Below are 13127 nucleotides of genomic sequence, written 5' to 3' on the forward strand. Positions count from 1 at the left end.
GGGTGCCTCCGGCGGCTCGCACGGCTCTGTGAAAACCTAACAGCGTTAGTTAATACTCGGCGCTGACGTTACGGCTCAGTGTGCCGTGCGTCCAGGGCCGGCTGCGCCCGCCGCCGCGGGCCGTACGTGCCTCCGCGGCTCGGGCGCGGACGCGGTCTCCTGGTGCGGTCCGTGCGGTCCGTGCGGCTCGTGCGCGCTCTGCCCGGGCAGTCGCGGTACCGCGGACGTCCGGTCGGCCGGCAGCTCCGCGGACACGTCCGGGCACGCGTCGGCGGACGGCACCTGGCACTCCATCGCCTTCGGCAGCCGCAGCGCCGCCAGCGCCCCGGCCAGCAGCAGCCCCGCGCTGACGAAGAGCGTGACGTGCAGGCCGTGCACGAACGAGGTACGCGCGGCGATCCGCAGCGCGTCCCCTGCCGGTCCGCCCAGCGCGTCCGCCACCTGGTACGCCTCGCCCAGCGAATGGGTCGCGGCGGCGCGGGCGGCGCCGGGGACGCCGGACGCACCGTTCAGCCCGGGGGCGTACGCGGCGTTCATGACGCTGCCGAGGAGCGCGATGCCCATGCCGGCGCCCAGCTGGTACGAGGTCTCGCCGATCGCGGCCGCCCCGCCCGCCTGAGCGGCGGGGGCCTCGCTGAGCATCGACTCGTACGCGGCGAAGAGCGTGGTCTGGAGACCGAAGCCGAGCAGCACGAAGCCGGCGGTGAGCAGCAGCGGCCGGTCGTGGTGGCCCATGGACGTGAGCAGCAGGACGGCGGCGGCGGTCGCGACGAAGCCCCAGCCGACCATCCGGCGCGGGCCGACGCGGCGCAGGGTGTACGAACCGGTCGCGCCCGCGGCCATCGCGGCGAAGGTGAGCGGCAGCAGCCGCAGACCGGTCTCCAGCGGGCTCAGCCCGAGCACGAGCTGGAGGTACTGGACGGCGATCAGCTCCAGGCCGACCAGGGCCAGCATGGCGAGCACGATGCAGCCGACCGAGGTGGAGAAGGTCGCCCTGGAGAACATCCGCATGTCGATGAGGGGATGCTCACGGCGTCGCTGACGGCGTACGAAGAGGGTGAGGAGCAGGGCTCCGGCGAACAGCGGTCCGATGGTGCGCGGCTCCAGCAGCCCGTGGCCGACGCCGAGCCGCTTCACACCGAGGACCACGGTGAGGACACCGGCCGCGGCCATCAGCGCGCCGACGACGTCCCAGGGCCCGTCGCCGCTGCCCCGGGACTCGGGCAGCAGCCAGCGGCCTATGGGCAGGATCAGGACCATCAGCGGGATGTTGACGAGGAAGACCGAGCCCCACCAGAAGTGCTGGACCAGGAAGCCGCCGAGCACCGGTCCGGTGGCGGCTCCGACAGCGGCGACCGCGGTCCAGATGCCGATGGCGGTGGCCCGCTCGCGCCGGTCGGGGAAGACCGCGCGGAGGATCGAGAGCGTCGCGGGCATGATCATCGCGCCGCCGACGCCGAGCAGGGCGCGGGCCGCGATGAGCACCTCGGGTTCGGAGGCGAACGCCGCGACCGCGGAGGCCACGCCGAAGAGGGCGTAGCCGAGCAGCAGCACGCGGCGGCGGCCGACGCGGTCGCCGAGCGTGCCGAAGAGGATCAGCAGCGCCGCGCAGACCAGGGGGTACGCGTCGACGATCCAGAGGAGCTCGACGCCGCTGGGGCGCAGGTCCTCGGTGACGGCGGGGACGGCGACGTGGAGCACGGTCGCGTCGAGCGCGACCAGCAGCAGGCTGACGCAGAGGACGAGGAGGACGACCCAGCGGTTGGCACCGCCGCCGACGGCACGCAGGCGTGCTGCGGCCATGGCCGTCCCGGTCATACACGTACCTCCCAGTACCGCGAACCTCGCGCTCGGTGGGCCGGCCGGGGGCGGGCCCGGCGGGGAGCGGCCCGGCATCGACGGGCGAGTGATCAGTCAGCGTACGCGAGTCCCGACAGCCGGCGCGTGGCGCACCTCTCACCTCGACGTGCCCGCAGGTGTGGCGTGTGCCACGCCCGGCCGGACACCGGGATCGTGCCCTGCGCGCGCCGAACGGCCCTCGAATTCCGGGCGCCAATCGCGTGAACTGCTTTCCTCGCGTACAAACACACTTACGCGGAAGGGTCGTTCCGCAATAGGGCACAAGGTCACTTCCATTTACGGAAGACACCCACGAAAGAATGTGCGGCTGAGACCCACCCCACATCACATCGTCATCACGAAGAGCCTGGATCGGCCTGGGCCGACACTCACTCGCTGTAACGTCGATTGGGTGCGTACCGACATCTTTGCCCGTCTGGACCGGGAGCCGGAGCCGCCGAAGATAGAGATCCCGCGGATGAGCCGCACCCGTCTCGCCCTCTTCGGCGGGACTTTGGCGTTCTACGCGGCCATCGTCGTCGCCGTGCTCATCTCGTCCTGGCTGGTGCTCCTCGACTGGAAGGTCATGCTCTTCCGGCCGTATCAGCAGTGGCCGGACCTGCACGCGTTCCTCGACTACTACGTGGTGCTCGGCCAGCGCGGCCCCACGGCCGTGATGGTGGCGGCGTGGCTTGGCTGGCGCTCTTGGCGGCAGCACACGCTGCGGCCGCTGCTCGCGCTCGGCGCCGCGCTGCTGCTGCTGAACGCGACGGTGGGCTCCGTCAAGCTCGGCCTCGGGCGGCTCGGGCCGCACTACGCGACGCAGATCGGCTCGCCCGAGCTCTTCGCCGGCGGCGATATATTTCCTTCCGGCCACACCGCCAACGCCGTCGTGACCTGGGGAATTCTGGCCTATCTGGCCACCACCCCGCGGGCCAGGCGCTATCTGTCGGCGCTCTCGGCCGTGGTCGCCCTCGGGGTGGGGCTGACCACCGTCTACATCGGAACGCACTGGCTGAGCGATGTGCTGCTCGGCTGGGCGGCGGGACTGCTGGTCCTGCTGGCGCTGCCGTGGTGCGAGCCGCTGATCGGACGCACCGAGGCGTTCATCCTGTCGCTGCGCGACCAGCTGCGGGCACGCAGTCTTCCGGTGCCGTCGCTGCCGGTCGCCTCGGGCGGGCCGCGGCCTGCCGTATACCCGCAGCGGGTGCGCTCGGAGGAGGACGAGCCGGTGCGCAGACCGCTGGGCGCGAGTGCCGGCGCGGGCGCGGGCGGGGCCACGGCCACGGCGACCGCGCAGCTCACACAGGCGCGCCCGCACGCGGTGACGCGCTCGGGGCACGGGTCGCACGGCGCGCACGCTACCCACGGCGCGCACTCCACCCCCTCCCCCGTCGCCCCTCCGGGAAGCCGCCGCCCGCCGCGTTCGCGGCCGGCGTCGGGAAGCTGACGGCTTCCACTTCGTACGGCTACGGCGAAGGCCCCGGCCCCGCGGTTCACCACCGCGGGGCCGGGGCCTTCGCCTTGTCCAGGTCTCCGAGAGACGCGGCCGTCAGCCTTTCCAGCAGCGGACGACCGAGCCGTGGTCGACCTCGAAGTTCAGCCGGCCTTCCAGATACTCCATGGTGATGATCGCGCCGGGCGGCAGCGCTCTGACGGTGGTCCAGCCCCGGCTGCGGGCCAGGCGCTCCGCGTCACCGGCGTCGAGGCCGAGGTACGCGTCGGGGGCGTCGTCGGGCTGGGCGGAAGGGGTCGGTATCGGTGCCATGAGTCCTCACCGTAAGCGGCTGCGGACGGTGATGGAAGTCCCGGAAGTCCCCGGTGCACCTCGGCGGTCACACTTGTGTCACAGGATCACGACACACGTTTGATGCCGATACGCTCATTCGTACGGAAAAGCGGTACGGCGCGCACAGGAAATTCACGGAACTCCCCGAACCCCACCGCACCGCACCCACCTTGCCCCGGGAATTTCCCTGCCCGAAGCCTTTTGGTCGGCCCGCGCGGAACCTGGAATTCAACATTGCACCCTGGGCCCTTATGCAATCCCTACTTGAGGATGAATCAGGCATCACCCGTACGCGTATCGCACCGTGTCCGGATCCGTGTCCGCGCCCTGTCGCACGGCGCCGGGTGCCTAGCATCATGGCTCCGGCCCGAGACCGAACCGGTTGCCGAACCGGTTGCCGAACCGGTCACCGGGCCCGCAGCGTGGACCGCGAGGGGGCAGCGATGGGGACGGACACCGCAGGGGCGACCGCCACCGGGACGCCCCCGCGGAAGCGGGGCAGGATCGTCGTGGACTGGCTCACGACCACCGATCACAAGAAGATCGGGCACCTCTACCTGATCACCTCGTTCGGCTTCTTCCTGGCGGCCGGGCTGCTGGCGATGCTGATGCGGGCCGAGCTGGCCCGCCCCGGGCTCCAGCTGATGTCGAACCAGGAGTTCAACCAGGCGTTCACGCTGCACGGCACGATCATGCTGCTGCTCTTCGCGACGCCGACCTTCGCCGGCTTCGCCAACGAGATCGTGCCGCTCCAGATCGGCGCGCCGGACGTCGCCTTCCCGCGGCTCAACATGTTCTCGTACTGGCTGTTCCTCTTCGGCGGGCTGATGGTGCTGGGCTCGCTCCTGGTGCCGACGGGCCCCGCCGCCTTCGGCTGGACCGCATACGCCCCGCTCAACAGCCTGGAACGGTCACCCGGCGTCGGCGTCGACCTATGGATCATGGGGCTCGCCTTCTCGGGCTTCGGCACGATCCTCACGTCCGTCAACTTCCTGGCGACGATCATCGGGATGCGGGCCCCGGGGATGACGATGTTCCGGATGCCGATCTTCACCTGGAACGTCCTCTTCACCACGATCCTGGTGCTCGTGGCGTTCCCGGTGCTGGCGGCGGCGCTGCTGGTGCTGGAGTCCGACCGCAGATTCGGCTCGGTGGTCTTCCAGGCCGAGAACGGCGGTGCGCTGCTGTGGCAGCACCTCTTCTGGTTCTTCGGCCATCCGGAGGTCTACATCATCGCGCTGCCGTTCTTCGGCATCATCACGGAGATCATCCCGGTCTTCTCGCGGAAGCCGATCTTCGGTTACGTCACGCTCGTGGGCGCCACGATGGCCATCACCGGGCTCTCGGTGGTCGTGTGGGCGCACCACATGTTCGCCACGGGCGCGGTCCTGCTGCCCTTCTTCTCGCTGCTGTCGTTCCTGATCGCCGTGCCCACCGGGGTGAAGTTCTTCAACTGGAGCGGGACGATGCTCCGCGGGTCGCTGTCGTTCGAGACGCCGATGCTGTGGGCGGTCGGCTTCCTGGTGTCGTTCCTGCTCGGCGGGTTGACCGGAGTGATCATCGCCTCGCCGCCGATGGACTTCCCTGTGACCGACTCGTACTTCATCGTCGCCCACTTCCACTACACGGTCTTCGGAACGGTCGTCTTCGCGATGTTCGCGGGCTTCTACTTCTGGTGGCCCAAGTTCACCGGCAAGATGCTCGACGAGCGGCTCGGGAAGATCCACTTCTGGTCGCTCTTCATCGGTTTCCAGACCACCTTCCTGGTGCAGCACTGGCTGGGGGCGGAGGGCATGCCCCGGCGGTACGCGGACTACCTGGCGGCCGACGGCTTCACGGCGCTCAACACGGTCTCCACCATCGGCGCGTTCCTGCTCGGCATCTCCACGCTGCCGTTCCTCCACAACATCTGGAAGACCGCGAAGTACGGGAAGAAGGTGGCGGTCGACGACCCGTGGGGGTTCGGCAGATCGCTGGAGTGGGCGACCTCCTGCCCGCCGCCCCGGCACAACTTCACCGCCATTCCACGGATCCGCTCGGAGTCCCCCGCCTTCGATCTGCACCACCCCGGATTCGCGGCGGGCGAGCTCACTGCGCCGGGGCGGCGGGGCGTTCCCCGAGCGCCCGGGACAGCCGGTCCCGGAGCGTCCTGATGTGCCCGGCCAGCTCCGCCGGCTCGACCACCTCGAAGTCGACGCCGAGCAGCATCACGTGAATGGCCATCACGTCGAGGTTCCGCGCGCCCGTCCGCAGCAGACAGCTGTCGGGGCCCTCGGGCTCCAGGACGCCCGCCGTCGGTGACACGGCCTCGGCCGCCCGCTCGGCGGGCACGTGCAGCCTGATCACCGCTTCGGCGGCGTACACGGCCCTCGACACGCCCCTGGACACATAGGCGGCGAGATCCTCGGCGGGCGGGGTCCGCGGGGCGAAGCGCGGGCCGTGCGGCGGCTTCGGCGTGATCCGGTCGCCCCGGAACGTACGCCAGTCGGCACGGTCCAGGTCCCAGGCGACGAGGTACCAGCGGCGCTCGGTGCAGACGAGGCGGTGCGGTTCCACGGTGCGCCGCGTCGCCGAGCCGTTGTGGTCCTCGTAGGCGAAGCGCAGCCGTTCGCTGTCCCGGCAGGCGTTCGCCAGCTCGGTCAGCACCGCCGGATCGACCAGGCTCCGCGGTGCGTCGCGCAGCATCGGGACGGTGAAGGCGTTCAGCGCGCCCACCCGGCGGCGCAGCCGGTTCGGCAGCACCTGCTCCAGCTTCGCCAGGGCGCGTACGGAGGACTCGCCGATGCCCTCGATGCCGTTGCCCGCGGCGGTGCGCAGGCCGGCCGCGACGGCGACGGCCTCCTCGTCGTCGAGCAGCAGCGGCGGCAGCTCGGCCCCCGCCCCGAGCTGATAACCGCCGCCCGTGCCCGGGCTGGCGTGCACCGGGTACCCGAGCTCGCGCAGCCGGTCCACGTCACGCCGTACGGTGCGCGGGGTGACGCCGAGCCGCTCGGCAAGCTCGGCACCGGACCATTCGCGGTGGGCCTGCAGCAGCGAGAGCAGGCGCAGCAGTCGTGCGGAGGTGTCCAGCATGGTGGCGAGTCTGCCAGGACTTGCGGACAGGCCTCGTCCGCAAGCACGGCCGTCCGGCGGGGCGGCGTCCGGGACTCGTTCGCCGGGCGACGGCCAAGGGGCGGCGTCCGAGGAACCACGTCCAGGCGGCGCGGCCGGGGGACGGCGTCCGACGGACAACCTCCACGTGGCGACGGCCAGGGGCGGCCAGGGGCGGCAAACGTCCGAGAGGCGGCGGCCGAGGGGCTCAGGCCGGTGTCAGACGCACGCAGAGGTCGTTGGCTGCGGTGTAGCAGGGGGTCGCCCGGTACTCCTCCGTCTCGTGGACCGGGTAGACGAAGACGCTGCTCCGATCCCAGACGTCGTCGAGGATGCGCGAGACCCGCACCGGGTCCGCCGCCTCGGCGGGACGCACCCACAGGGTCCACAGCCGCGGCTGCCCGGCCGGGGCATCGCCGGACGCCTCGGCGAGCTCCGCATAGGCGACGGTGAAGGCGAAACCGGCGCCGTCCGCCGTCAGCGGCATCCGGTGGACCGTGTTCCCGAACCGGGCCTCCGCCACCGCGCCCTCGCCGGGCCGCGCCCCGTACAGCACGCCCTCGACCGTGCAGGAGCCCTGCTCGAAGCCGAGGTCGCCCGCCTCCGCGTGCGGCTCGCGCAGCCAGCAGCGCACGGCGAGGTGTCCGTCCGCCGTCGGGTAGGGCACGCGTACGGCGACCCGTCCGACCGAGGGGACCCGGTCGATGAGCGCCCGCAGATCGCGGATGCCGGGCTCGACGGCGACGCCGTCGTCGGTGTAGGCGTCCCAGTGCCCCTCGGCCAGCACGACCGTGCTGGGCAGCGCGGCCCGCGAGTGGTCCCCTCCGGCCGGGGTGAGCGGCAGCCGTACGGTGCCGGCGTCCTCCGCGTCGCCCGCGCCACCGCCACCGCCACCGCCACCGGCATCACCGCTGGCGCCGGGACCGGCACCGGCATCACCGCTGGCACCGGCGTCCTCCGCGTCGCCCGCACCACCGCCACCGCCACCGCCACCGCCACCGCCACCGGCATCACCGGTGGCACCGGGACCGCCACCGGCATCACCGGCTCCGCCTCCGGCGCCCTCGCGCCTGCGCAGCACGAGCACCGCGTCCGGCGCCGCCACCCCGGCTATGTCGAAGGTGACGCCGCCCGCGGCGTCGGCGATGCAGTCGGCACGCGGCGTCCGCCGCTCGGTCGGCACGATCATGGAGTTCTGCCCTTCAGGAACACATCGGCAGCCTTGTAGCGCAGCGCGTACGCCCCGTCCAGCGCCGCGCTGCGCGAGCGGTGGACCGCGTCCCGCCAGAGGCTGCGGGAGCGGCGACCGGCCCCATGGGCGGCCACCAGCTCGGTGAACAGCGCCTCGTGGCGTTCGGCGATCCGCACGGGGTCGAAGCGCTCGGCGGCCCGGCGGGCGGCCTCGCCGGTGCGCCGCCGCAGCTCGTCGTCGTTGATGAGGGCGAGGAGCGCGTCGGCGACCGCGTCCTCGTCGCCGACCGGCACCAGCCGTCCGTCGACCCCGTCCTCGATGATCTCGCCGGGCCCGTGCGGGCAGTCCGTGGAGACCACCGGCAGCCCGCAGCGCATCGCCTCGACGATCGTCATCCCGAACGACTCGAGGTTCGAAGTGACGGCGGCCAGCGAGCCCTTGACCCACTCCGGCTCCAGCGGGTGCGCGGCGCCCATGAGGTAGACGTGGTTGTGCAGCCCGCCCTGTTCGATCAGGGTGAGCAGCGCACCGCGCTCGTTGCCGGTCGCGTCACCGGTGCCGTAGATCCGCAGCCGCCAGTCGGGGCGGGCGGCGACGACCTTCGAGAACGCCTTGATCAGCAGGTCGTACCGCTTGACCTTGGTGAGCCGGCCGGCGGCGATCACCCACTTGCTGCCGGGGTCGGCGGACGGGACGGTCGGCGCGGGCACGCTGTTCGGCACGGACTCGATCCGGACGCCGGGCAGCCTGAAGCGCGCCCGGTAGGACTCGGCGTCCGCCTCGGTGACGGTCGTGACCGCGTCCAGCAGCGTGTACCGGTAGCCGATCTCACGGCGCAGCCGGTAGCCGTGGCTGTCCAGGGTGAGGTGCTCCTGGCCGACGCGGACCGGGCCGCGGGGCGCCTGGCGGGCGATGTGGACGTTCAGCCCCGGCCGGGTGCCGACGACGACATCGGCCTCAAGGGATCTCAGGTGCGCGGCGATCCGGGCGTCGGTGAGGCGGCTGTACTGCTTCCAGCGGCCGTCGCCGCGCGGGAACACCTTCGCGGGCCGCCGGTAGTCGGGGTCCGCGGTGTCGTTGGTGCGGCTGCCCTTGCGCAGGTCGACGAGATGGCGCAGGTCGACGCCCGCGGGGGCACCCATCATGGGCTCCTCACGGTGCCGGAAGACGGACACGATCTCGACGTCGTGCCGCTCGGCCAGGGCCTGGGCGAGGTTGAACGACGTACGGATCGTCCCACCGATTCCGTATGCATTGTGAAGCAGGAAAGAAATACGCATGCGCTTCCGCATCCCCCGGTTTTTTCATGGTCGTCAGGTTTGGACTGTACTTGCCCGCTAGCTGCGGTATGCGAGTTCGGGAACGGTGCGGCGGTTCTGCGTGCTCTGTCGGTCACGGAGACCCGGGCCGGCACCGGCCCCGCCATGCACTGCCAACAGGGCGTTACCTGAAGGGCTTTGGGCCCGGACGGGACGGATCCGGGCGAACGGGCGGGCTTTTCCGGGGCGTCCGGCAGGAGCACCTCGCGGGCGATGCGCCGCGGTGTCCGGTTGACGCGGCGTCGACGGGGCGGGACGGGTGGTGAACACCGCCTGGCACATCGATCTGTCGACTTGGCGATCTGTCGCCTGCATTGCGCCTCCCGCGTGACCCCTGCCGCGGATTGCCCGTTGTGCTCGGTATGAGCCGGGAGCCCCCGGCACACGCCCCCATAGCACCGAGTCCCGAGGAGCCACCCGTGCCGCGCATGCTCGACGTCAGCGAGGACGTACGCGCCGAGATCGGCGACGAAGAAGCCGACCGGCTGCTCGCCGGCGAGAACGCACCGGGCAGCTACGACTGCACCTCCTGCCGCACGCCGGGCGACTCCGAGCAGGAGCGCACGAGCACCGTGCTGTTCGTCGGCGAGGAGACCGCCGTCCTCGCGTTCGCCCACGCCAGCTGCATCCCGTCCCAGGTGGTCCAGGTCGCCGAGGAGCAGCTCAGGGGCGCGGTCCGGTCGATCACCGGTGAGAGCCAGGTCCCGCCCCCCGCCCACCCCCAGGCGCAGGCCCCGATGCACGGCTCGGCGCACGGCTCGGTGCCGGATACGGCGCATGCCTACGCGGGCCAGCCGGCCCCCGCCCCGGCTCCTGCCGCCGAGCACACGGCGACCGCTCCCCGCAGCCAGGCGGTGCTCGGCGTCACCAGCGGCCTCGTCCTGATCGAGGACGAGCTCCATCCCGCCCTCGTCGTCGAGCCCACGGCACCGATCGCCCGCCCCGGCTCGTTCGGCGGCGGCGACGACTTCCTGCCGCTCCTGATCGAGCAGGGCTTCCTGCCGGTCTCCGCGATCAACGAGGTGCCCCGGTCGCTGCCCGGCTGGTCCGTACTGCTCGCCATGGGCCAGCTGCACGCCGTGCTCCAGCCGGGCACGGGCGGCGGCAGCCCGGTCGCCTGGTGGCAGGCCCACCAGCCGCTCCAGGTCACCGACGGCTGGCGCACGGCCGCCAACAGGTCCCACACCGTGCTGGTCTTCGCCGCCCCGGTCGGCTCCATCGGCCAGCAGCCGCGCGAGGACCTGCTGCGCGACGCGCTGGACAAGGCGGCGGCGAACGGACGGCTGGTGGCCGCGGCGATGCCGCTGGCGGGCACCTGACCCGCCCGCGGGCCCGGTCCGCCAGCGGGCCGTGCGCCGCCCTCGTACCCCCGCCGAACTGCGTTTTCCCCGGACAGGCCCGCATCCCACGGGCATGAAGGTCGTTGGCTCATACGTGCACACATACGACCCCAGCCGCCAGCCGTACCCGAGCCGGATCCCCTCGGCCACGCCCATCTACGACGCCCTCTGCTCCGAGTACCGCAGGGCGTTCCGGGCGCTGCCCGGGGACCGGAGCGGCGAGGAGGATCTGGGCTTCAAGGGCTTCGGAGCCCTCCTGCTGAGCGCCGGCGGGCGCTCCGGCCCCAGCAGGCATCTCTTCCCCGTGGCACTTCCGCCCGCACCCCGCAGGGGCCTCTGAAAGGACGAGGCAGCGACATGACGAAGTGGCCGGGGCGTTCGCCGCCCCGGCCACTTCGTCATGTACGCACGCCGCCCGCTGTGCCGCGGACCGGCGGACTACTTCTTCCTGCCGCGCTTCTCGCGCACCCGCACCGAGATGTGGATCGGCGTCCCCTCGAAGCCGAACTCCTCGCGCAGCCGGCGCTCGACGAACCGCCGGTAGCCGTGCTCCAGGAAGCCGGACGCGAAGAGCACGAAGCGCGGGGGCTTGGTGCCCGCCTGCGTACCGAACAGGATGCGCGGCTGCTTGCCGCCGCGGATCGGGTGCGGGTGGGCGGCGACCAGCTCGCCGAGGAAGGCGTTGAGCCGGCCGGTCGGCACCCGGGTCTCCCAGCCCGCCAGCGCCGTCTCGATCGCCGGGACGAGCTTCTCCATGTGCCGACCGGTCGTCGCCGAGACGTTGACCCGGGGCGCCCAGGAGACCTGCTGCATCTCGGTCTCGATCTCGCGCTCCAGGTAGTAGCGGCGCTCCTCGTCGAGGGTGTCCCACTTGTTGTACGCGATGACGAGCGCGCGGCCCGCCTCGACGGCCATCGTGATGATCCGCTGGTCCTGGACCGAGATGGACTCGCTGGTGTCGATCAGTACGACGGCGACCTCGGCCTTCTCGACGGCGGCCGCGGTGCGCAGCGAGGCGTAGTAGTCCGCGCCCTCCTGGAGGTGGACCTTCTTGCGGATACCCGCGGTGTCCACGAACTTCCAGGTGGTGCCGCCGAGTTGGATGAGCTCGTCGACGGGGTCGCGGGTGGTGCCGGCCATCTCGTTGACGACGACCCGCTCCTCGCCCGCCACCTTGTTCAGCAGGGACGACTTGCCGACGTTCGGACGGCCGATCAGGGCGATGCGGCGCGGGCCGCCGACGGCGGAGCCGAAGGTCTGGGCGGGGGCGTCGGGCAGCGCCTTGAGGACCTCGTCGAGCAGGTCGCCGGTGCCGCGGCCGTGCAGCGCGGAGACCGGGAACGGCTCGCCGAGCCCGAGCGACCAGAGCATGGCGGCGTCGGCCTCGGCGGAGGGGCCGTCGACCTTGTTGGCGGCGAGGACGACGGGCTTTCCGGCGCGGCGGAGCAGCTTGACGACGGCCTCGTCGGTGTCGGTGGCGCCCACGGTGGCGTCCACGACGAAGACGACCGCGTCGGCGGCCTCGATGGCGAACTCGGCCTGGGCGGCGACGGAGGCGTCGATGCCGAGGACGTCCTGCTCCCAGCCGCCGGTGTCGACGACCTTGAAGCGGCGGCCGGCCCACTCGGCCTCGTACGTGACGCGGTCGCGGGTGACGCCGGGCTTGTCCTCGACGACGGCCTCGCGGCGGCCGATGAAGCGGTTCACCAGGGTCGACTTGCCGACGTTCGGGCGGCCGACGACGGCGAGGACGGGCAGGGGACCGTGACCGGCCTCCTCGATCGCGCCCTCGACCTCTTCGAGGTCGAAGCCCTCCCCCGCGGCGAGCTCCATGAACTCCGCGTACTCGGTGTCGCCGAGTGCCCCGTGGTCGTGCTGGTCGTTCATGAAGTCCGTTCCTCGTTCATTGGTGGTCGGTGAGCCGGGTCGGACCCGCGGGCCCGGGGCTCACTACTGAAGTCTCGCTCAGCGCCCGGTGAGGCGCCTGGCGTTTCCCAGGTGGGCGGTGAGCCGCCCCTGGATGCGTTCGGTCGCCTCGTCGAGCGCCTTGCGCGTGCGCCGGCCGCTGCCGTCGCCCGCCGTGAAGGGATCGCCGAAGACGACGTCGACACGGCTGCGCAGCGGAGGCAGCGCCCGCACCAGCCGTCCGCCCCTGTCGCTGCTCCCCAGCACCGCGACCGGGACGATCGGGGCGCCCGAGCGGACGGCGAAGTAGGCGAGGCCGGCGCGGATCGAGGCGAAGTCGCCCTCGCCGCGGGTGCCCTCGGGGAAGATACCGAGGACGCCGCCGTCGCGGAGCACCTGGAGGGCGTTGGTGACGGCGGTGCGGTCGGGGTTCGCCCGGTCCACCTTGAGCTGCCCGATCCCGGTCAGGAACGGGTCCAGCGGCCCGGTGAACGCCTCCTTCTTGATCAGGAAGTGCACCGGCCTGGGGGAGGTCCCCATCAGCATCGGTCCGTCGATGTTGTGCGCGTGGTTGACGGCGAGGATGACCGGGCCGCCGGCGGGGACCCGCCAGGCGCCCAGCACGCGCGGCTTCCACAGCGCGCGCATGATGC

At 72.0% G+C, this 13127-nt stretch carries 11 protein-coding genes; 4 read left to right on the top strand and 7 right to left on the bottom strand.

The annotated features are described in order from the left end of the window. Positions 1–75: 75 nt before the first annotated feature. Complete coding sequence (locus KK483_RS06210) at positions 76–1818, bottom strand: MFS transporter (RefSeq protein ID WP_262004206.1); 1743 nt, start codon at positions 1816–1818, stop codon at positions 76–78. Positions 1819–2251: 433 nt separating this feature from the next. On the opposite strand from KK483_RS06210, the gene KK483_RS06215 reads away from it, so the two are divergent. Next, the gene (locus KK483_RS06215) at positions 2252–3289 is read left to right on the top strand and encodes a phosphatase PAP2 family protein (RefSeq protein WP_262004207.1); all 1038 of its coding nucleotides are present in this window, start codon (positions 2252–2254) and stop codon (positions 3287–3289) included. 102 nt (positions 3290–3391) lie between these two features. Here the strand turns inward: KK483_RS06215 and KK483_RS06220 are convergent, their stop codons facing one another. Continuing rightward, positions 3392–3607, bottom strand: coding sequence for an I78 family peptidase inhibitor (locus tag KK483_RS06220; RefSeq protein ID WP_262004208.1), 216 nt, complete (start codon positions 3605–3607; stop codon positions 3392–3394). A gap of 464 nt (positions 3608–4071) precedes the next feature. Between KK483_RS06220 and ctaD the strand changes: the two genes are divergently transcribed. Further along, positions 4072–5781 carry a cytochrome c oxidase subunit I gene (gene ctaD, locus KK483_RS06225; RefSeq protein WP_262004209.1) on the top strand — a complete coding sequence of 570 codons (1710 nt, stop codon included), beginning with the start codon at positions 4072–4074 and terminating at the stop codon, positions 5779–5781. On the opposite strand, the gene KK483_RS06230 is transcribed toward ctaD, so the two are convergent. From KK483_RS06230 to KK483_RS06240, 3 genes are all read right to left on the bottom strand, one after another. After that, positions 5717–6700, bottom strand: a complete 984-nt coding sequence (locus KK483_RS06230) for a YafY family protein (RefSeq protein ID WP_262004210.1) — start codon at positions 6698–6700, stop codon at positions 5717–5719. The genes ctaD and KK483_RS06230 overlap by 65 nt on opposite strands. Before the next feature lie 226 nt (positions 6701–6926). Beyond that, positions 6927–7907, bottom strand: a complete 981-nt coding sequence (locus KK483_RS06235) for a hypothetical protein (protein ID WP_262004211.1) — start codon at positions 7905–7907, stop codon at positions 6927–6929. Further along, positions 7904–9190 (bottom strand): glycosyltransferase family 4 protein, encoded by a 1287-nt coding sequence (locus KK483_RS06240; protein ID WP_262004212.1) that lies wholly within the window; start codon positions 9188–9190, stop codon positions 7904–7906. Before KK483_RS06240 ends, KK483_RS06235 begins: the two co-directional genes overlap by 4 nt. A 458-nt stretch (positions 9191–9648) precedes the next feature. On the opposite strand from KK483_RS06240, the gene KK483_RS06245 reads away from it, so the two are divergent. After that, entirely contained in the window at positions 9649–10548 is a 900-nt protein-coding gene (locus KK483_RS06245) for a hypothetical protein (protein ID WP_262004213.1), read from the top strand. A 115-nt stretch (positions 10549–10663) separates the two neighbouring features. Next, on the top strand, positions 10664–10909 hold the full coding sequence (locus tag KK483_RS06250) for a hypothetical protein (RefSeq protein WP_262009363.1): 246 nt from the start codon (positions 10664–10666) through the stop codon (positions 10907–10909). 98 nt (positions 10910–11007) lie between these two features. Here the strand turns inward: KK483_RS06250 and der are convergent, their stop codons facing one another. Then, a complete protein-coding gene (der, locus tag KK483_RS06255) occupies positions 11008–12456 on the bottom strand; it encodes a ribosome biogenesis GTPase Der (RefSeq protein WP_262004214.1) in 1449 nt (482 codons plus the stop codon). 78 nt (positions 12457–12534) lie between these two features. Further along, positions 12535–13122 carry a 1-acyl-sn-glycerol-3-phosphate acyltransferase gene (locus KK483_RS06260; protein ID WP_262009364.1) on the bottom strand — a complete coding sequence of 196 codons (588 nt, stop codon included), beginning with the start codon at positions 13120–13122 and terminating at the stop codon, positions 12535–12537. Between the last annotated feature and the right edge of the window lie 5 nt (positions 13123–13127).

This window comes from Streptomyces sp. FIT100, from assembly GCF_024584805.1.
Taxonomy (GTDB): domain Bacteria; phylum Actinomycetota; class Actinomycetes; order Streptomycetales; family Streptomycetaceae; genus Streptomyces.

What these genes read in the sequence shown, in the direction of transcription:
- KK483_RS06230 (WP_262004210.1), bottom strand. Translation starts at nt 6,700, where the DNA reads ATGCTGGACACCTCCGCACGACTGCTGCGCCTGCTCTCGCTGCTGCAG.
- KK483_RS06260 (WP_262009364.1), bottom strand. Translation starts at nt 13,122, where the DNA reads ATGCGCGCGCTGTGGAAGCCGCGCGTGCTGGGCGCCTGGCGGGTCCCC.
- KK483_RS06240 (WP_262004212.1), bottom strand. Translation starts at nt 9,190, where the DNA reads ATGCGTATTTCTTTCCTGCTTCACAATGCATACGGAATCGGTGGGACG.
- KK483_RS06220 (WP_262004208.1), bottom strand. Translation starts at nt 3,607, where the DNA reads ATGGCACCGATACCGACCCCTTCCGCCCAGCCCGACGACGCCCCCGAC.
- KK483_RS06210 (WP_262004206.1), bottom strand. Translation starts at nt 1,818, where the DNA reads ATGACCGGGACGGCCATGGCCGCAGCACGCCTGCGTGCCGTCGGCGGC.
- KK483_RS06235 (WP_262004211.1), bottom strand. Translation starts at nt 7,907, where the DNA reads ATGATCGTGCCGACCGAGCGGCGGACGCCGCGTGCCGACTGCATCGCC.
- ctaD (WP_262004209.1), top strand. Translation starts at nt 4,072, where the DNA reads ATGGGGACGGACACCGCAGGGGCGACCGCCACCGGGACGCCCCCGCGG.
- der (WP_262004214.1), bottom strand. Translation starts at nt 12,456, where the DNA reads ATGAACGACCAGCACGACCACGGGGCACTCGGCGACACCGAGTACGCG.